This window comes from Curtobacterium sp. MCBD17_030 (genome assembly GCF_003224255.1).
Taxonomy (GTDB): Bacteria; Actinomycetota; Actinomycetes; order Actinomycetales; family Microbacteriaceae; genus Curtobacterium.
Window position 1 is genome coordinate 16,209 of the sequence record NZ_QKLI01000014.1, and the last position, 19,038, is coordinate 35,246.

The window sequence follows — 19,038 nt, forward strand, 5'->3', positions numbered from 1 at the left end:
TGCCCGCCATGTATCGATACACAAATCGCTTGCCTTCCGGCCTCCGACCCGCTTAGCGTGACGGTGCCGACCCCCGTCGAGGGGCCGGGAGGGTGGACGACGACGTCTGCCTCGCCAGTCCCCGACGACGGTGTTGGAGCAGATGACGATGAGAACGACCAGACGTGGACGCGCGTTCGCGGCCATCACGACGGCGGCAGCGGTGGTGGCGGCGATCGCGTCGCCCGCCCTCACCGCGACGGCGGCAGCGCAGCCGCCACAGCCCCTCGTCGTCGGCGCGGAACGACTTTCCGGCGGAGCCGGCGCCGCCGGCACGACGGACCTGACCGCGCAGGGTGGGCTCGACTGGGTGCACGCCGACGGGGGTGCGACCGAGACGAAGCGGGACCGCATCGACGCGATGACGCTGGCGAGCCTCCGTCCCGAGACACCGACGGTCGCGCTCTCCGACAGCCCGGTCGCCTTCGCGTGGTCCGACGGAGCGCGGCAGGAGACCGCGACGGGGGTGACCACCGGAGCCGTGTACCGCTACGACCTGACCACGGTCGGCGACGCCACGGAGCACGACGCGGGCTTCCGCCTCACCGTGCCGAGCGGCCAGGGTACCCGCCAGCTGACCCTGGTCGGCGGGATCTGGCAGGCCGACGCCGACCTGACCGTCGCGACCACCGACGGCGCCACCGTCCAGACCAGCCGGTTGTCGGCCGGTGGGTCCGCCGCGGTCCAGCGCACCACCGTGACCATGCGGCCGGGGGAGGGCGCGGTCGTCACCGCGACCCTGCGGACGATCACCGGGCGGGACGGCAACGTCTCGTTCATGGGCGCGGCCTTGCGCTCGCTGGACGACGGGCCGCAGCTGACGGCCGGACCGACACCGCAGCGGCTCGACCTCACGGCTGCCGGCACCAGCGACTGGCTGCACCTCGACGGTGCCACCGTGGACCGGGCTCGGGACGGCGACGGCTCCCTGGGCGTGGTGAACCGTGACCCGGCGGGCACGATCAAGCAGCAGGGCGACAACCCGACGACGTACAGCTGGACGAACGGCGTCCCGACGGCGACGCAGGACGGTACCCGGACCGGTGGCGTCTTCCTCGCTCCGGGCGACGACGCCACGAAGCCGTCCGGCTGGGACCTCACCGTGCGGGCTGACCGGGCACCGCGGACCCTGCAGTTCATCGCCGGTGTCTGGCAGGCCAGCGCCAGGCTGAGCGTCGCCCTCGACGACACGTCAGAGCCCGTCCTCACCGACACCGGACTGACGGCGGGCGGCTCCGCGGTGAGCCACCTGTACACGCTGATGATCCCCGCGGGGTCCGCGGCACGCGTCAGCGCGCAGCTCACCGCGACGACGGAGTCCGGCGGGAACGGGAACGTCACCCTGGCCGGGGTCGCCCTCGCTCCGCAGGACCACCGGGCAGAACTGACCGACCTGGTGCAGCAGGCGCGCACCGTCGATCTGGCCACCGCCGACGAGCCGAGCGTCGCGCAACTCGAGGCGGAGGCCGCGACGGCCTCGGCGCTGCTCGACGACCCCGGCTCGAGCGACGCCGACGTCCAGAGCGCGACACACATGCTCCGAGCGGCGCTGGCCGCCGTCACCGCGAGTGCGAGTGGCGCCCGGTACACCTGGCAGAGCCACCCCGGGCTCACGAGCTCGTTCGGGTGGGAAGGAGACGTCGACGCTCCGATCGCGTTCATCGACGGCAGCTACCGCCTCCGCGACCACGGCGACACGATGATCACCTTCGGCGTGCCGGACATCCCGGGCAAGATCAGCTGGGAGAACGCGGAGGGCTACCTGCCGGCGTTCGTCAGCCGCTACGCCAAGGCCGGGCTCGACATCTCCGTGCAGAGCTTCGCGGACGAGGCCACCGTCGGCGGCAACCGGTACGAGGTCGCGTACTCGCGGATGACCGTGACGAACACGACGGACACCGCCGCCACGCTGCCCCGGGTCTCGTCCGCGCTGGTGCCGCTCGACGGCTCCAGCCGGGCCACGACCGTCGATCCGGGTGCCACCGTCGTCCGCGACTACGCCGTCGGAGCAGACCGGTTCGGCGGCACGTACGCCTGGCCCTCCGACGCGCAGATCGCCGGGCTCGGCAGCTACGACGACCACTACGCCCACATGCGGACCTACTGGAACGACCGGCTCGCCACCGTCGCCGACATCACGGCGCTGCCGGACCCGAGCCTCATCGACGCCTACAAGGCCGGCTACATCTACACGCTGATCATCCGGGACGACGTCGACGGGCAGAAGCAGCTGCACGTGGGCGAGAACGGGTACGACGAGATGTTCGACCACGACACGATCGGCATCGTCTCGAACCTGCTCAACATGGGTGACTTCGCGTACGCGAAGGACTACCTCGCGACGCTGCCCGCCGAGCTGCAGTACCAGGACGCCAAGTGGAAGTACAGCGCGCCGTACGCGATGTACCTCGAGCGGACCGGGGACGACACGTTCGTGCGCGACCACTTCGCCACGATCCGGGCGAACACCCACACGATCGCCAGCGACCGTGAGGACGACGGCACCGGGATCATCAAGATCACCAACGCCATCGACTCCGACGGCCACTGGACGGTCGACAACTGGTCGGCGCTCTACGGCCTGTCGACCTACCGCTACCTCGCGGAGCGGCTGGGCGACGACGCCGAGGCGAGCTGGGCGCAGTCCGAGTACGACAGCCTGATGGCGGCGGCGAACGCACGACTCGACGCGACCCGCAGCGAGTTCGGCATCGACTACATGCCGATGGCGATGGACGAGCCGAACGAGACCGGCCCCCGGAGCGACCCGCGGGACGCGAACTGGGCGTCGATGTTCCTGTTCGGCGGTTGGGCGTGGGACAGCTACCTCTACGACATGCCGCAGGCCGGCACGATGCTCGACAGCATCGACGAGACCTACGCCTACGGCATCGACCGACGGAAGGAGGTGTCGGACTCCCCGGCGAACTTCGGCGGGTACCCGCACGGCTACTACTCCAGCGCGTACAACGCCGGGTACGGCGGGGCGGCACTGCGCGGCGAGGACCACCGCGACATCGGGATCAAGGCCTACCAGTTCATGATCGAGCACTCCCAGAGCGGCCCGTTCGGTTGGTGGGAGGGCGTGGACCACCCGAAGGCCGACTCCCCGTGGGACATCGACCACGCGTCCGGCGGCGGCGGGTCCGACCAGCACATGTGGGGTCAGGCGATGGGCACGAAGGTCCTGTTCGACTCGCTCCTCTCGCTGAAGTCCGACGGCTCGCTCATCGTCGGCCGCGGAGTCCCGGCCGACTGGGTCTCCACGGGCAAGCAGGTCGCGCTCGACCGCTTCCCGGTCCGGGACGGCGGCCGTGTCGGATACGCCATGACGGCCGACGACGACTCCGTGCACCTGAGGTTCTCGGGCGACCTGCAGGAGGTCCCGAGCATCAGCGTGCAACTCCTCGCCCTCGAGGGGAACATCTCCAGCGTCGACGTCCCGGGCGCGACGGTCGACCGGGCCGCCGGCACGGTCACGCTGCCGAAGGGCACGGAGTCCGTCACGATCGGTCTCGGAGAAGCCACCGTGACGCCGGCCCCCACGGCGACCGAGCTGCCGACCATCTCCGGTCAGCCGACCGTGGGCAGCACCCTCACCGCGCACCCCGGTACGTGGTCGACCGACGGGCTGACGTTCCGGTACCAGTGGCTCCGTGACGGCGAGCCGGTCGCCGCGGCGCGGGCGCGGGCGGCGTCGTCGCCGGCGACCTACCTGGTCGCCGCGGCCGACGCCGGACACCGGATCGCGGTCCGGGTCACCGCGTCGCGTGCCGGCTCCGAGGACGGCACCGCGACCTCGCGGTCGCTCACGATCACCCGAGCGACGGACGGCGCCGGTGCCGGTGGTGGTGGCGCCGGCGGCGGCGCCGGCGGCGGTACCGACCCGGGCGCGGGCAACGGGACCGGCCCGGGTGCCGGCACGGGTGGCGGCACGGTCCCCGACGGGAGGCCCGGATCACTGGCCTTCACGGGGAGCGACCTCCTGGTGCCCCTGTCGGTGCTCGCAGCCGTCCTGCTGGCCGCCGGTCTGACGGCGGCCGTGGTCCGACGGCGCCGGATGAGCGGTGAGGGCGCCACCCCGGGCAGCGGGGACGAGTGACGACCGGCCGCCGGACCGACGGTCCGGCGGCAGGTGCCGCTCCGGCACGCGGTACAGCCCACGGGGGACCGGCAGGCGGCCCGCACTATCGTGGGAAGGTGCCGGACCGGACGAGGGTGACGATGGCCGACGTGGCACGTGCTGCGGGCGTGTCCGTGATGACGGTCTCCTACGCCTACAGCGCCCCGCACCGGGTCTCCCCGGGGACCCGGGCCCGCGTCGAGACCTCCGCGACGGCCCTCGGGTACGCCGGACCGAACCCGGCCGCCCGCTCCCTGCGCCAGGGTCGGAGCAACAGCATCGCCGTCGTCGTCGGCGAGGGGCTGACCTACGCCTTCGACGACCCGGAGTCGAGCCGGTTCCTGGCCGGCGTCGCGTCGGTGTGCGTCGAGTTCCAGCAGAGCCTGACCCTGGTGCCGGTGAACGGTGACGCCCGGGACGCCGATCGGATCCGTGAGTCCGCCGCCGACGCCTTCGTCCTCTGGACCGGCGTGTCCGACGGACCCCTGCTCGACGCCGTCGTCGCCTCCGGGCGGCGGGTCGCGATCCAGGGCGCCGAGCCGGACTCGCTCCGAGCGCGGCCCGATGTCGACCAGGTCGCGGGTCGGGTGCACGTCGTCACGATCGACGACCGGTCAGCGGCGGCAGCGGTCGCCACCGCCACCTTCGCCGGCGCCGCACGTCCGGCCGTCGTCAGCTTCGCCCTCGAGGACGAGCAGGAGGCCACGGTGGTCCACGGTCCCGCCCTCGACGACGTCCGGTTCCCCGGGGCCCGTCAGCGGCTCCGCGGCTACCGGGACGCGGTCGAGGCCGCGGGACACCGCTGGGCCGACGTCCCCGTCGCGGTCGTCGGACGGAACCACCGCCAGGACGCCCGACCCGTCATCGAGGAACTGCTCGGCGGTGCCGACGCCCAGGAGTCCGCGCCGGACGCCGTCGTCGCGATGAGCGACCAACTCGCCCTCGCGGTGCTCGACGTCCTCACCGAGACCGGCCGGAGCACACCGGGGGACGTCGCGGTGAGCGGCTGGGACGACTCCCCGGAGGCTGCGCAGCACGGGCTGACGAGCGTGCACCAGGCGCTCGAGGAGCAGGGCACCCAGTGCGCCCTGCTCGCGCTCGGACAGGTGACCGAGGCGCCCACTGCTCCCTGGTCGCTGGCCCTGCGGACCACCACCCGGCCGGAGCGACCGTGAGGCGTTCCGTCGCGCTCGCCGTCGTCACAGGGCTCGCGCTCGGTCTGCCGTTCGGCGTCGCCGGGTGCCAGCCGACAGCCACGGCGCCGGTGGGTGTCGCGGACCGGACGCCGAGCGCGAGTGCCTCGCCGGCGCCGGCAGCCACCATGAGTGCCGCGACCAGGCGGGCGTTCGACGGGCTCGAGGGCGCGCACGACGCCCGCCTCGGTGTCGTCGCGATCGACACCGGCAGCGGGGCCACGGTCACGCACCGGGCCGGGGAGCGCTTCGCGTTCGCATCGGCGGCGAAGGTGTTCATCGCCGCGACCGTGCTCGACGACGCGTCACCCGCCGACCTCGACGCCGTCGTGCCGATCGAGCAGCGCGACCTGCTCTCGTACGCCCCGGTGACCTCGCAGCACGTCGGCTCGGGCATGACCGTCCGCGCGCTCCTCGACGCGATGCTCCGCTCCAGTGACAACACGGCCGCGAACCTGCTCGTCGCGCGGGTCGGCGGCCCGTCGGTCGTGCAGCAGTGGCTCCGCGGGATCGGTGACCAGGTGACACAGGTCGTCCGGATCGAGCCGGACCTCAACGAGGCCACCCCGGGCGACGACCGTGACACGACCACGCCGGCCCAGTTCGCCGCGGACCTGCGGACGGTCCTGCTCGGCGACGCCCTGCAGCCGGACGACCGGGAGCTGCTCGTCGACACGATGGCGGGCACCACCACCGGCGACGCGACGATCCGCGCCGGGGTGCCGACGGGCTGGACCGTCGCGGACAAGACCGGCACCGGCTCCCACGGGGTGCGGAACGACGTCGGGATCGTCACACCACCCGGCGGGGCCCCGATCGTCCTCGTCGTGATGACCAGCCGGTCGACGGCGGACGCCGAGCCGGACGACGCGCTCGTCGCCGCGGCCACCCGGACGGCCGTCGCGGCGCTGCACGGCTGACGCCGACGCGCGGCGCGCGGGCGCGCGCGGACGACACAACGGGAGGCTCCCCACCAGCTGGTGGGGAGCCTCCCGTCCGACGTCCGGTTGCGTCAGGAGACCGGCTTGCTGTCGTCGATCCAGCCCGCGAGCTTCGTCATGTAGTCGGCCTGCGAGGCGTAGTCGAGGGCGGGGAAGGTCCAGCTGTGAACCTGGCCGGCCTCGAGGGCCGCGTTGCCCGCGAACGTCGGCTGCTTCTCGAGGTCCGAGACCTGGTACCCCTGCTGCGACAGCAGGATCATGTCGCCCGAGATCTGGCCCGCGTTCTCCCAGCTGTAGATGCCCCAGTACCAGCCCTTCGGCTTCGGGACGACGAAGTCGACGCCGAAGTCGGTGTACATCTGCAGCGTCGGCTCGTCGGACGGGCGGGTGACGTAGGCGCCGTCGCCGTCCGCGTACATCGAGACGATGGAGAGGTCGTTCTCCTGCACTGCCTTCTGCAGGGCGCCCTTGGCGGTGTCGAAGTCCTGCTCGGCGGCCTCGACCGTGTCTTCCTTCGCCCCGAGCGACTCGGCCAGGTCGGCGATGTGCTCGATGACGTCCTCGCCCTCGCCGCCCCACTTCACCTGGGCGATCGGTGCGATGGACGCGACCTGCTCCTCCTGCTCCTTGTCCTTGAAGCCGTAGGCCGGCTGCGTGGTGTCGAGCGTGCCCTTCGCGTCCGTCGGGTAGACCGAGGTGACGACGAGGTCGGGCTTCAGGGCCGCGAGCTTCTCGAGGTCGATGTCGCCGTAGCCGGTGCCGAGCTGGGTGATGCCCTTCGTGGCCAGGCCCTCGAAGCGCTGGTCCTTCGCCATGGTCAGCTGTCCGAAGGTGCCGACCGGGCGCAGTCCGTACTCGATGAACGAGATCGCGATGTCGTTGAGGACCACGACGCGCTTCGGGGTGTGGTCGACCTTGACGGTCGCTCCGGTGGCGTCCTCGTACGACCAGGCGCGGGAGGACGCGCTCGTGCGGTCGCCGGCGTCGTCGGATCCACCGGTGCTCGAGCAGCCGGTGAGGATGAGGGCCGTCGCGGTGACGGCGGTCAGGAGGGCGGCACGGACCGTGCCGCGGCGGAGAGTGTTCACGTTAGGTGAGCCTAACCTAACCTGAGTGGATCCACCAGTTCCGGGACGGTTCCCGGCCGAGAGGCGCGTCACACGTCGTGTTCGTCGGCCTCCGGGACCACCATGGGCGCCCCCGTCACCGGGTCCGGGACCACGCGGGCGTGCAGGCCGAACGCCCGCTCGAGGACGGCCGGGGTGAGGACCTCGGCGGGTGTGCCGTCGGCCACGACACCGCCGTCGTGAAGGACGACGAGCCGGTCGGAGTAGCGCGCGGCCAACGTCAGGTCGTGCAGGACCATCACGACCGTGGAGCCCTGCTCCCGGTTGATCCGTCGGACGAGCCGGAGGACGTCGAGCTGGTGCGCGAGGTCCAGGTAGGTCGTCGGTTCGTCGAGCAGGAGCGTGTCCGCCCGCTGCGCCAGCACCAGGGCGATCCAGGCCCGCTGGCGCTGTCCGCCGGACAGGCTCGCGACGTCGCGGTGCGCCACGTCGGTCAGGCCGGTGGCGGCGATGGCGTCCTCGGCCACGGCAGCGTCCTCGGCGGTCCACGGGCGGGCCCAGGACTGGTGCGGGTTCCGGCCGCGCATCACCAGGTCGAGCACGCTCGTCCCGGCCGGAGCGAGGGGTGACTGCGGCAGGATCGCGAGCTTCCGCGCGACGGCCCGGTTCGGTTCCTTCCGGATCGGCGAGCCGTCCAGGAGCACCTCGCCGGCCTGCGGCTTGAGCACGCGGCCGAGCGCCTTGAGGAGCGTCGACTTGCCGCACCCGTTCGCACCGAGGAACGTGGTCACGGTGCCACGCTCGATCGTCAGGTCGAGGTCCCGGATGACCGCGGTCCGGTCGTAGCCGACGGACAGAGCACGGGCCTCCAGGACGGGGGCGGCGTGCTCGCGAGCAGCGGCTGGCGTCGCGGGCGCGACCGAGGGGGTCGTCGTGGTCATCGGGACATCTCCTTGCGGTGACGGATGAGGAGCCAGATCAGGTAGGGGGCGCCGATCACGGTCGTGACGATGCCCACCGGTACCTGCCAGGGGAAGGCCGAGCGGGCGAGCAGGTCCGCGCCGAGGACCAGGACCGCGCCGAGCGCTGCCGACAGCAGCAGTGGCGGCCGGTTCGTCCCCGCGATCCGCAGCGCGATCTGCGGGACCACGAAGGCGACGAAGCCGACCGGGCCGGCGGCCGCGACCGCAGCGGCGGTGAGCACGACCGCCAGCCCGATCACGAGCAACCGGTGGCGCTGGACGCCCAGGCCGACGCCGGTGGCGACCTCGTCGCCGAGTTGCCCGATGCCGAGTGCGGCCGAGGTCGCCAGGGCGATCGGCACCCCGACCGCGGCGATCACCAGCAGCGGCCACACCGTCGTCCACGAGGTGCTCGACAGACTGCCGACCAACCACTGTGACGCGGCCGTGGCCTGGGTGATCTTCGCGCGGACGAGCAGGTAGCTCGTCACGGCGTCGAGCGTCGCACTGACCCCGATGCCGACCAGGATCAGCCGGTGGCTCTGCACGCCGCCGCGCCAGCCGAGACCGTAGACGATCGTCGCCGCGACCAGGGCACCGATCGTCGCGGCGACGGGGATGCCGCCGCCGAGGACCAGCGCGCTGACCGAGGAACTGCCGCCGCCGAGGACGACCGCCGCCACCGCGCCGACGCTCGCGCCGGAGGTCACGCCGATGATGTCCGGCGTCCCGAGCGGGTTGCGGGTGAAGGTCTGCGTCAGGGCTCCGGCGACCGCGAGCGTCAGGCCGACGAGTGCACCGGTCAGGACGCGGGGGAGGCGCAGGGTCGACACGATGAACTGGTCCGGCCCGGACTCGAGGCCGAGCAGGGCGCGGACGACGGTGCCCGGGGCGATGAACGTCGAGCCGATCGCGACACCGAGGACGACGAGCAGCAGTGCCGCGACGACCGCGATGACGGAGGTGGTGAGGACGCGGGGGCGCCAGGCGAGGCCGACCGGGCCGATCCGTATGCCGCGACGGGGGGCGGTGGCGGTCGGCGTGGGACCCGGCGTCGGCGCGGGCGCGTTCGTGGGCGTGCCGGTGTCGACCCGCGTGGTGGCGCTCACAGTGAGACCAGCGATCGGCGGCGGGCGACGGCGACGAACACCGGACCGCCGATGACGGCCAGGACGATGCCGACCTCGACCTCGGCGAACCCGCCGATCAGCCGCCCGACGACGTCCGCGGCCAGGACGAGCACGGCCCCGAGCAGTGCCGACGCCGGCAGGGTCCACCGGTGACCGGTCCCGACCACGGCGCGGGCGACGTGCGGCACGGTCAGGCCGACGAAGGCGATCGGACCGGCCGCGGCGGTGGCGCCGGCGGCCAGCAGGGTGATGCCGCCGAGGCCGACGAGCCGCGCGGTGAGCAGGTCCTCGCCGAGGCCCTTCGCCAGCTCCGACCCGAGGCCGAGTGCGTCGAGGGCGCGGGTGTTCCAGATCGCGAGCACCAGGCCGACGGCCATGAACGGCCATGCCGCAGCGAGCACGTCGAGCTGCCGACCGGACAGGGACCCGACGACCCACAGGCGGTAGGCGTCGAGGGAATCCTGGTCGGTGAGCACGATGAAGGACGTCAGCGCGCCGAGCAGGGCGGACACGGCGGCCCCCGCCAGGGCGAGCGGCACCGGGCTGGCGGTCCCGCTGCCAGCGACGGTCACCGAGAAGACCACGACGCTCGCGACGACCGCGCCGACGAGAGCGAACCAGACCGAGGCGCTGGTGCTCGTCACGCCGAACACGAACGCGCCGAGGACGACCGCCAGGCCGGCGCCCGCGGAGACGCCGAACAGGCCGGGGTCGGCGAGGGGGTTCCGGGTGTGCCCCTGCATGAGCAGGCCCGCGATCCCGAGCGCGGCACCGACGCTCGCGCCGATCAGGGTGCGCGGGACACGGGAGCCCCAGACGATGGCCTCGTCGGTCCCCGATCCGGTCCGGGTCAGGCCGGCGAACACCCGGTCGGCACCGATGTGGTTGCTGCCGAGGAGCATGCTCGCGACCGCCGCGGCGAGGACCAGCACGGCCAGCCCGAGCAGCACCGCCACACGACGTCGGGCCGTCCGTCGGTGCACCCCGGAGGCGCCGATCACCGCTCCGGGCAGGGCGGCCGGCGCGGTCGGGACAGCGAGGGGAGGGGGTGGCACGGAAGCCATATTAGGTTAGCCTTCCCTCATGGCGAAGATCCCGAGGCTGATGCCCGAGAACCCGCGGCTGTTCCGGGCGAGTGTCGTCCGCACCGAACGGCACACCCCGTCGATCCACCGCGTCACCATCGCGAGCGACGAGATCCGCGCCTTCCCGTTCCTGGGCTTCGACCACTGGTTCCGCCTGTTCCTGCAGCGCCCCGAGCAGGACACCTTCGTGATGCCCGAGATCGACGGCGCCAAGTGGTGGCCGCAGTACCTGCGCATCCCCGAGGCCTCGCGCCCGCACTGCGCGAACTACACCGTCGCCGGGCACCGGCCCGAACTCGGCGAGATGGACATCGACTTCGTGGTGCACACCACCGCAGACGGCCAGCTCGAGGGCCGCGCCGCGATCTGGGCCTGCGCCGCCCGCCCCGGCGACGAACTCGCACTCCTGGACCAGGGCTGCATCTTCGACTGCCCGGACGACGCCAGCGAGGTCGTCATCGCCGCCGAGGAGACCGGCCTCCCCGCCGTCGTCGGCATCGCCCGGTCCCTGCCGCACGACACCATCGGCCGCATCATCCAGGAGGTCCCCTCGGCGCTCGACATCCGCGACCTGGACGCGCCCGTCGGGGTCACCGTCACCTGGCTCGTCCGCGGCGACGCCCACGCGGTGCCCGGACGTGCGGCGCTCGCCGAACTGCAGCGGCACGTGCCCTGCGACGACCTCGGCTACGCGTTCGTCGTGGGGGAGTCCCGGCTCGCCACCGAGGGCCGCCGCCACCTGCACCGAGCGGGGCTGCCGAAGTCGCGCATCACCTTCTCGGGGTTCTGGAAGCACGAGGCGCGCCAGCCCGTCCTCGCCTGACGGACCGACCCCGCCCCGCGTATCCTCTCGCCATGAGCTGCCGCCTGAGCGAATTGGTCCTGAACTGCGACGACCCCGAGGCCCTGTCCCGCTTCTGGTGCGCCGTCCTCGACTACGTCGAACTCGGCAAGGACGAGGACGGCATCGAGATCGGCCCCGCCTCCGGCTTCGGCGGCGCGACGCCGACGATCATCCTGTCCCGCGTGCCGCACGCGAAGACACAGCCCCTGCGCCTGCACATCGACGTCAACCCGGTCGACCGCGACCAGGACGCCGAGCTGGAACGGCTGCTCGCGCTCGGTGCCCGCCCGGCGGACGTCGGGCAGACCGGCGAGGAGTCGTGGCACGTGCTGCAGGACCCGGAGGGCAACGAGTTCTGCCTCCTGCGGTCACGGCTCGCGCCGCTCGCCGGCTGACGGAACCGGTTCCACCAGGCGTGGACCGCACCCACGACGGACGGGAGGCTCCCCACCAGCTGGTGGGGAGCCTCCCGTCCGTCACGTGGTCCGGACGCGTCGTCCGGGCCGGACCTCAGCCCTTCAGACCCGAGCCGGTGACACCCTCGACGATCTGCCGCTGGAAGATCAGGTACAGGATGATCAGCGGCAGCGCCGCCAGGATCGCACCCGCCTGGATGTCCGCGTAGCGCTGACCGAAGCTGCCCTGGACCGTGGCGAGCCCGACCGGGATCGTCATGAGGTCCGGGTTCGACAGCACGAACAGCGGCAGCAGCAGGTTGTTCCAGACCCCGACGAAGGTCAGGATCGTCACCGCGGCGATCACCGGACGCGACAGCGGCAGGATGACCGACCAGTAGATCTTCCAGATGCCGGCGCCGTCGATGCGGGCTGCCTCTTCCAGCTCCTTCGGGATGCCGTCGAAGAACTGCTTGAAGATGAACACCGCGATCACGGCGGGCACCTGCGGGAAGATCACCGACCAGTAGGTGTTGAGCAGGTTGACCGCGTTGAGCTCCTGGAAGATCGGGATGATCAGGACCTGCGTCGGGATCATGATGCCCAGGATGATGAGCAGGAACGCGATGTTCCGACCGCGGAACACGAGCCGGGACAGAGCGAACGCCGCCATCGACGCGAAGATCACCGTGAGCACCGCGGTGACGACGCTCGTGATGCCGCTGGCCAGGTACCAGTTCCAGATGTCGCCGGACTGGAACAGTGACGCGTAGGAGTGCAGCGTCGGGTTCCAGTTCGACAGGATCGACTTCGCGCCGAGCGCTGCCACGCCGTTGTCGGACAGCGAGGTCTTCAGCGCGAACAGGCTCGGGATGAGCCAGATGATCGCGAACACCGTCAGGACGACGGCCGACGCGATCGTGAAGCCGCGGCCGCTGACGCCGATCTTCGCGGCGCTCGTCGGAGCGGCCGAGGAGACGCCGGTGCGGAGCTTGGCGCGTCCGGTGGTGATGCTCTCGGTGGCGGTCATGTCAGGCTCCGATCTCACGCTTGGCGGCAGCGCGCTCGACGAGCTGCCGGATGACCGCGATGGCGACGATCACGATGAACAGCAGGACCGACGCAGCCGAAGCGGCGCCGAGCCGGTTGTCGGTGAACCCGACACCGGTGATGAGCTGCAGCGAGACCTGGGTCGAGATGCCCGGGCCGCCGTTCGTCATCAGGTACACCTGGTCGAAGATCTTCAGGCTCGCGATGATCTGCAGCAGGATGACGAGCGTCGTCGTGCGACCGAGCAGCGGGAGGGTGATCGACTTGATCTGCTGCCAGTTCGAGGCACCGTCGACGGCGGCGGCCTCGTACAGCTCGCGGGGGATCTCCTGCAGGCCGGCCAGGTACAGCACGAAGTTGAAGCCGAGCGTCCACCAGACCGTGGCGATGGCGACGCCGATCATCGCCGTGTTCGGGCTGGACAACATGCCGGAACCCGGGGTCAGACCGATCGCGGACTGGATCGTCGCGAACAGGCCGGTGGCCGGCGTGAAGATGAACACCCAGATCAGCGAGATCGTCGCGGACGGCAGGATGAACGGCAGGAAGAACGCCAGGCGGAAGAACCACTGGCCCTTGTTCATCCGGTTCGTCAGCACCGCGAAGACGAACGCCAGGATCACCAGCGGCGGTGTCGTGTACAGCGTGAACTGCAGCGTGTGCCAGAGCGAGGACCAGAAGTCGGAGCGTCCGAGCATCTCGGCGTAGTTCGCGAACCCGGCGAAGCTGCCGAGGCCGGTGCGCACGGTCGATGTGTTGAAGAAGCTCGTGACGATCATCCAGATCGTCGGGCCGAGCAGGAAGGCCACGTAGAACAGGCCGAAGGGGGCGAGGAAGAGCCACCCGCTGCGGCCCTGCCCGCGGGTGAGGCTGGTCCGGTATGAGCGGCGCGGCCGCGGCGCGAGGGTCGCGTCCGTCGGCCGGTCGAGAACTGGTGCTGTGGTCACGTCATCGTGCCTTTCGCGCGGTGTTCACGTCGTTCGTGGTGTGCAGGTGGCCGGTGGTCGCGTGCCCGGTCACAGCGGGCTCGGGGTGTTCAGGTAGGTGGCCAGCTGGCTCTTGATCGCGCTGAGTGCCTGCGCGGGACTCGAGCTGCCCTGCTGGACGAGTGCGAGCTGTGCGCCGACCGTGCCCTCGAAGGTGGAGCCCGACCCGCCGTACCAGGCGGCGTCGTCGAAGACCGCGGTCTCGGCGGCGGCGGCGTAGTTCGACTGCGGCTTGAGGTCCTTGTACTGGGTGCTGTCGAACGTGGGCATGTAGGCCGGGACGTGCCCGCCCTCGGCCCAGGTCAGACTCTGCTCGAGCATCTGCTTGATGAACAGCATGGCGGCCTTCTTCTGCGCCGGGGAGCGGTCCTTCTTCGGCAGGATGAACGTGTGCGAGTCGGCCTGGGTGGCGGGCTTGTCGTAGAGCGTCGGGATCGGCGCCATGCCGAACTTCAGCCCCTTGATCGACTGGGCGGTGCTGATCTCCCACTCGCCCTGCATGAAGAAGCCGGCCTTGCCGTCGAACATCAGCGACTGTGCGGTGGCGTAGTCCAGGGCCTTGTTCATCCAGCCCTGCTTCACCCACTTCTGCGTGCGGCTGGTGACCTCGTTGTAGGCGTCCTCGTTGACGGTGAGCTTCCCGCCGCCGTCGCTGATGAACGGCGTCGCACCGTCGATCTGGTTGTACATCGTCCAGAAGAACCGCCACGGGGTCGCGGTCTCGGGGACGACGTTGGCGACGTTGAGCGCGGTGCCGCCGGTGACCTTCGACACGGCCGCCAGCGCGCTCTCGAACGCGTCCATGCCGTCGAGGCTCTTCAGCTCGCCGTTGCTGTCGAGCAGCCCGGCCTTCTGGCAGACGTCGACGTTGTAGAACAGCACGAACGGGTGCGTGTCGAGCGGGATCGCGATGTTGGCGCCGTCGGTCTTCTGCGCGGCCCAGGCCTTCTGGTTGAAGTCGCTCGCCTTCAGTCCCACGCCGGCGAGGTCCTCTGCCGTGATCGGGTCGAGCAGGTCGCCGTCCCAGAGCGGCTTCGCCCGGGTCAGGTGGGCGATCGCGACGTCCGGCGGCTTGTTCCCGACGGTCGCGAGTGTCAGCTTCGAGTAGTACGGGTTGCCCCAGGCGAACGTGGTCGCCTGCAGGGCGGACGAGCCGCCGTGCTGCTTGGCGTAGCCGTCCTCCATCGCCTGCATGCGGACACCGTCGCCACCACCGAAGAGGTTCCAGAAGACCAGGGTCTCGGGATTGAGGGCACTGCCGGCGAGACCGGCCGAGAGCGGGCTCGAGCACGCGGCGAGGGGGAGGACCGTTGCGGCCGCCGCTCCGGCGGCGAGCAGGCTCCTGCGGGTGAACGTTGACCCGCGGAGGGGTGGGACGGATCGGTTCGGCATGGCATCACTCCATCGGGACGGGCCGAAGCGGGACTCCATCCGGGTGGACGTCGTCCCGATCGCGGGGCGTCGGTGCCCCGTGAGCGCTCACGTTAGCGCCGCGCCGACCTGCGCGCCAGCCCTTCCGTCCCGTGTCGACACCCGATACCGTTTCCCGTAGGTGAGCGCTCACTTCCGTGACACCGCGGAACACCCGTGCTCGACGCACAGCCTGATCGAAGGAGATCCATGCCCCGCACACACCTCGTCCTCGACTCCGCGTTCACGGTGGGCCCCGTGCGACGCCGACTGTTCGGCGGCTTCGTCGAACACCTCGGCCGCCACGTCTACGACGGCATCCACGAACCCGCGCACGAGTCGGCCGACGAGCACGGCTTCCGCAAGGACGTCATCGAACTCGTCAAGGAGCTCGGCGTCACGACCATCCGCTACCCCGGCGGCAACTTCGTCTCCGGCTACAAGTGGGAGGACGGCGTCGGCCCGGTCGAGCAGCGTCCCCGCCGACTCGACCTGGCGTGGCACTCGACCGAGACGAACGAGGTCGGCCTGCACGAGTTCCAGCAGTGGCTCGACTCGGTGGGCTCGGAGCTCATGCTCGCCGTGAACCTCGGCACCCGCGGGGCCGCCGAGGCCATCGAGTTGCTCGAGTACGCGAACATCCGGGGTGGCACCGCCCGCTCCGAGGAGCGCAAGGCCAACGGCCGCGAGGAGCCCTTCGGCATCACCATGTGGTGCCTCGGCAACGAGATGGACGGCCCGTGGCAGCTCGGCCACAAGAACGCCGAGGACTACGGCAAGCTCGCCGCGATGACCGCCAAGGCGATGCGGCAGATCCAGCCCGACCTCGAGCTCGTCGCCTGCGGGTCCTCCGGAGCGTCGATGCCGACGTTCGGCGAGTGGGAGCGCACCGTCCTCGAGCACGCGTACGAGGACGTGGACTACATCTCGGCGCACGCCTACTACGAGGAGGACCAGGACCTCACCTCGTTCCTCGCCTCCGGCGCCAACATGGACCACTTCATCAAGACGGTGACGACCGCCGCGGACCACGTGCAGGCGCACAAGGGCTCCGACAAGCGGATCGACATCTCGTTCGACGAGTGGAACGTCTGGTCGATCACGAAGTGGGAGGCGATGGCCAAGACGTTCACGCTCGAGGACTGGCCGGTCGCCCCGCGCCTCCTGGAGGACGTCTACACCGTCGCGGACGCCGTCGTCCTCGGCGGGCTGCTCATCTCGCTCCTGCGGCACGCCGACCGAGTCGCGTCGGCGTCGATCGCGCAGCTCGTCAACGTGATCGGCCCGATCATGACCGAGCCCGGTGGCGAGGCCTGGCGGCAGACCACGTTCTTCCCGTTCTCGGTCACCTCGCGCCTGGCCCATGGGACCTCGCTCAACGTCGTCGCCTCGGGTGACACCGTCGACGGCGGGAAGCACGGCACCGTCCCGGTCGTCGATTCGGCCGCCACGGTCGAGGACGGCCGCGCTGCGGTGTTCCTCGTCAACCGCCACCAGACCGAGAGCACCACGGTCACCATCGACCTGTCCGGGCTCGACGTCGACGGTGACGTGCACGCGGAGGGCATCTGGGACGATGACCTGCACGCCGTGAACGACTTGTCGAACACCTCCCGGGTCGGACTGCGGACCAACGAGTCCGTCCGCCGCGAGGGTGACACGATCACGATCGAGCTGCCGCCGGTCTCCTGGACGGCGCTCTCGATCGGGTAGACGCCTCGGCGCGCGCTGCGTGCGGCGAGCGTCGAGTGAGCAGAGGACGCCGGGTCCCTTCGGGGGCCCGGCGTCTTGCGTGTCCGGCGGGGCCGGGGCCGGCGCGTCTTGCGCGTCCGGCGGGACCGGCGCGGCGGGTGCTTTTCGCGCTGGGCGACACATTTCGGGCTGGTCGCCGCGCGGCCTGTCGCTGGGCGCGAAACGCGGCTGGCCGGGAGGCGCGTGTCGGTCGCGGAGGCGCCGTCCACGGTCCACACGGCGGGCGCGCTTCGCGCTGGGCGACACGATTCGGGCTGGTTGCCGCGCGGCCTGTCGCTGGGCGCGAAACGGGGCTGGCCGGGAGGCGCGTGTCGGGCGTGCCCCGTTCCTCCCGTCCGGTGAGGCTCATCTGGGCGCACGCCGCTCAACCTGCGCGGGGCGCGGCCTGTCCGCGGTCCGCGTGGCGGGCGCGCTTCGCGCTGTGCGACACGTTTCGGGCTGGTTGCCGCGCGGCCTGTCGCTGGGCGCGAAACGGGGCTGGCCGGGAGGCGCGTGTCGGGCGTGCCCCGTTCCTCCCGTCCGGTGAGGCTCATCTGGGCGCACGCCGCTCAACCTGCGCGGGGCGCGGCCTGTCCGCGGTCCGCGTGGCGGGCGCGCTTCGCGCTGTGCGACACGTTTCGGGCTGGCCGCCGCGCGGCCTGTCGCTGGGCGCGAAACGGGGCTGGCCGGGAGGCACCTGCCGGGCCCGCCCCGTTCCTCCCGTCCGGCGAGGCTCGGCTGGGCGCACGCCGCTCGGCCTGCGCGGGGCGCGGCGCGGCCTGGCCGCGGTCCGCGCGGCGGGCGCGCTTCGCGCTGAGCGACACATTTCGGGCTGGTTGCCGCGTGGCCTGTCGCTGAGCACGAAACGGGGCTGGCCGGGAGGCGCGCCGCCGCCCCGCCCCGCCGCGCGCGCCCCGCGCCGCGCCGCTACCGCAGCGGCGCCGCCGTGCTCGCCCGCTCGACCAACCGCACCGGCACCAGGTCGGTCGCCGCCGTGGCGGCACCGCCCTCGATCTGGCGCAGGAGGGTGGCGACCGCGCGGCGCCCGACCTCGTCGAAGGACTGGTGCACGGTGGTGAGCGGCGGCCAGAACGAGTCCGACTCGGGGGAGTCGTCGAAGCCGACGACGCTGAGCGTGGACGGGACGGCGCGGCCGACCTCGTGGCAGGCGCGCAGGACCCCGAGCGCGGTCTGGTCGTTCGCCGCGAACACCGCGGTGATCTCGGGGCGACGGGCGATCTCGAGGCCGGCCCGGTAGCCGGACGACGTGCTCCAGTCGCCCTCGAGCACGGGTGGGACCGTCCGTCCGGCTGCGGTGAGCGTGGCACTCCACGCGGCCTGTCGCCTCGCCGCCGAGTACGACGACGCGGGGCCGGCCACGTGCCAGACCGTGTCGTGCCCCAGGTCGAGCAGGTGCTGGGTCGCCAGTCGGGCACCGTCGGCCTGGTCGGTGTCGATCGCCGGGTGGTCGGTCGTGCCGGTGGAGTCCACGACGACCATCGGGACACCGTCGGGCAGTTCGACCTCGGCGGTGTCGATCACGTGGGACTCGATGATGATGACCACGCCGTCGACGGCCTGTTCGTGCAGGCGGGAGAACGCGGAGCGGACGCCCTCCTCGGTCCGCGATGCCATCGGCAGCAGCGTGATGGTGAAGTCGGCGACCCCGGCGGCGTCGGCGATGGCCTCGAGCGTGCGCATGTTGCCGTAGGACGCCAGGGTGAACATGATCACGCCGATGGTCCGGAACCGTCCGGAGCGCAGGGCCCGCGCGGCACGGTTGGGGCGGTAGCCGAGCTCGGCCATCGCCTGCTGGACGCGGGTGCGGGTCTCGGGGCTGACGTTGTCGAAGCCGCGGGCGACCCGGGAGACGGTCTGCATCGAGACACCGGCAGCCTCGGCCACGGCGGCGAGCGACGGGGCGCGGCGGGCGGAAGCCGCAGCGTCCGTGGTCGTCGAGATGGTCACGCGCTGCCTTCCTCGGAACGGTTCGGGTCGGCGCCTGCGCACGGCCACTCCTGCGAACGCTAGTGCATGTTGACGTTGCCATGCTATGGTCGCCAGCGTTCGATGTTGACGTCA

The 19,038-nt window shown here is 71.7% G+C and carries 14 protein-coding genes; 6 read left to right on the forward strand and 8 right to left on the reverse strand.

Features of this window, described 5'->3' with window-relative positions; genetic code table 11:
- The first annotated feature begins 148 nt into the window (after positions 1-148).
- The 3 genes from DEI89_RS12185 (at position 149) to bla (ending at position 6,275) form a co-directional block, all read left to right on the forward strand.
- Entirely contained in the window at positions 149-4,141 is a 3,993-nt protein-coding gene (locus DEI89_RS12185) for a sugar-binding protein (RefSeq protein WP_181421629.1), read from the forward strand.
- A gap of 122 nt (positions 4,142-4,263) precedes the next feature.
- The gene (locus tag DEI89_RS12195) at positions 4,264-5,337 is read left to right on the forward strand and encodes a LacI family DNA-binding transcriptional regulator (RefSeq protein ID WP_110904328.1); all 1,074 of its coding nucleotides are present in this window, start codon (positions 4,264-4,266) and stop codon (positions 5,335-5,337) included.
- Complete coding sequence (bla, locus tag DEI89_RS12200; protein ID WP_110904329.1) at positions 5,334-6,275, forward strand: class A beta-lactamase; 942 nt, start codon at positions 5,334-5,336, stop codon at positions 6,273-6,275. Before DEI89_RS12195 ends, bla begins: the two co-directional genes overlap by 4 nt.
- A 92-nt stretch (positions 6,276-6,367) precedes the next feature.
- Here bla and DEI89_RS12205 read toward each other — a convergent pair whose 3' ends face one another.
- The 4 genes from DEI89_RS12205 to DEI89_RS12220 all read right to left on the reverse strand — a co-directional run bounded on the left by DEI89_RS12205 (position 6,368) and on the right by DEI89_RS12220 (position 10,510).
- Positions 6,368-7,384, reverse strand: a complete 1,017-nt coding sequence (locus DEI89_RS12205; RefSeq protein WP_110904330.1) for an ABC transporter substrate-binding protein — start codon at positions 7,382-7,384, stop codon at positions 6,368-6,370.
- Between the two features lie 68 nt (positions 7,385-7,452).
- Complete coding sequence (locus tag DEI89_RS12210) at positions 7,453-8,304, reverse strand: ABC transporter ATP-binding protein (RefSeq protein WP_110904331.1); 852 nt, start codon at positions 8,302-8,304, stop codon at positions 7,453-7,455.
- Positions 8,301-9,434 carry an iron chelate uptake ABC transporter family permease subunit gene (locus tag DEI89_RS12215; protein ID WP_110904332.1) on the reverse strand — a complete coding sequence of 378 codons (1,134 nt, stop codon included), beginning with the start codon at positions 9,432-9,434 and terminating at the stop codon, positions 8,301-8,303. Before DEI89_RS12215 ends, DEI89_RS12210 begins: the two co-directional genes overlap by 4 nt.
- Complete coding sequence (locus tag DEI89_RS12220; RefSeq protein WP_258366280.1) at positions 9,431-10,510, reverse strand: iron ABC transporter permease; 1,080 nt, start codon at positions 10,508-10,510, stop codon at positions 9,431-9,433. The genes DEI89_RS12215 and DEI89_RS12220 overlap by 4 nt, the downstream gene beginning before the upstream one ends.
- 28 nt (positions 10,511-10,538) lie before the next feature.
- On the opposite strand from DEI89_RS12220, the gene DEI89_RS12225 reads away from it, so the two are divergent.
- Both DEI89_RS12225 and DEI89_RS12230 read left to right on the forward strand, forming a co-directional pair.
- Positions 10,539-11,363 carry a siderophore-interacting protein gene (locus DEI89_RS12225; protein WP_110904334.1) on the forward strand — a complete coding sequence of 275 codons (825 nt, stop codon included), beginning with the start codon at positions 10,539-10,541 and terminating at the stop codon, positions 11,361-11,363.
- A gap of 32 nt (positions 11,364-11,395) precedes the next feature.
- The gene (locus DEI89_RS12230) at positions 11,396-11,779 is read left to right on the forward strand and encodes a VOC family protein (RefSeq protein WP_110904335.1); all 384 of its coding nucleotides are present in this window, start codon (positions 11,396-11,398) and stop codon (positions 11,777-11,779) included.
- A gap of 115 nt (positions 11,780-11,894) precedes the next feature.
- Here DEI89_RS12230 and DEI89_RS12235 read toward each other — a convergent pair whose 3' ends face one another.
- From DEI89_RS12235 to DEI89_RS12245, 3 genes are all read right to left on the reverse strand, one after another.
- Positions 11,895-12,809: a carbohydrate ABC transporter permease gene (locus DEI89_RS12235; protein ID WP_110904336.1), complete on the reverse strand. Its 915-nt coding sequence runs from the start codon at positions 12,807-12,809 to the stop codon at positions 11,895-11,897.
- 1 nt (position 12,810) lies between these two features.
- Positions 12,811-13,776: a carbohydrate ABC transporter permease gene (locus tag DEI89_RS12240; RefSeq protein WP_110904337.1), complete on the reverse strand. Its 966-nt coding sequence runs from the start codon at positions 13,774-13,776 to the stop codon at positions 12,811-12,813.
- A gap of 69 nt (positions 13,777-13,845) precedes the next feature.
- Positions 13,846-15,207 (reverse strand): extracellular solute-binding protein, encoded by a 1,362-nt coding sequence (locus tag DEI89_RS12245; RefSeq protein WP_110904338.1) that lies wholly within the window; start codon positions 15,205-15,207, stop codon positions 13,846-13,848.
- Positions 15,208-15,435: 228 nt separating this feature from the next.
- Here DEI89_RS12245 and DEI89_RS12250 point away from each other — a divergent pair, with 228 nt between their 5' ends.
- Positions 15,436-16,938 (forward strand): alpha-N-arabinofuranosidase, encoded by a 1,503-nt coding sequence (locus tag DEI89_RS12250; protein ID WP_110904339.1) that lies wholly within the window; start codon positions 15,436-15,438, stop codon positions 16,936-16,938.
- A 945-nt stretch (positions 16,939-17,883) separates the two neighbouring features.
- On the opposite strand, the gene DEI89_RS12255 is transcribed toward DEI89_RS12250, so the two are convergent.
- Entirely contained in the window at positions 17,884-18,918 is a 1,035-nt protein-coding gene (locus tag DEI89_RS12255) for a LacI family DNA-binding transcriptional regulator (protein WP_375537777.1), read from the reverse strand.
- Positions 18,919-19,038 lie beyond the last annotated feature (120 nt).

Excerpts from the sequence above, each read along its gene's own strand:
- DEI89_RS12230 (WP_110904335.1), top strand. The coding sequence starts at position 11,396 with ATGAGCTGCCGCCTGAGCGAATTGGTCCTGAACTGCGACGACCCCGAG.
- DEI89_RS12250 (WP_110904339.1), top strand. The coding sequence starts at position 15,436 with ATGCCCCGCACACACCTCGTCCTCGACTCCGCGTTCACGGTGGGCCCC.
- DEI89_RS12195 (WP_110904328.1), top strand. The coding sequence starts at position 4,264 with ATGGCCGACGTGGCACGTGCTGCGGGCGTGTCCGTGATGACGGTCTCC.
- DEI89_RS12235 (WP_110904336.1), bottom strand. The coding sequence starts at position 12,809 with ATGACCGCCACCGAGAGCATCACCACCGGACGCGCCAAGCTCCGCACC.
- DEI89_RS12245 (WP_110904338.1), bottom strand. The coding sequence starts at position 15,207 with ATGCCGAACCGATCCGTCCCACCCCTCCGCGGGTCAACGTTCACCCGC.
- DEI89_RS12225 (WP_110904334.1), top strand. The coding sequence starts at position 10,539 with ATGGCGAAGATCCCGAGGCTGATGCCCGAGAACCCGCGGCTGTTCCGG.
- DEI89_RS12210 (WP_110904331.1), bottom strand. The coding sequence starts at position 8,304 with ATGACCACGACGACCCCCTCGGTCGCGCCCGCGACGCCAGCCGCTGCT.
- DEI89_RS12185 (WP_181421629.1), top strand. The coding sequence starts at position 149 with ATGAGAACGACCAGACGTGGACGCGCGTTCGCGGCCATCACGACGGCG.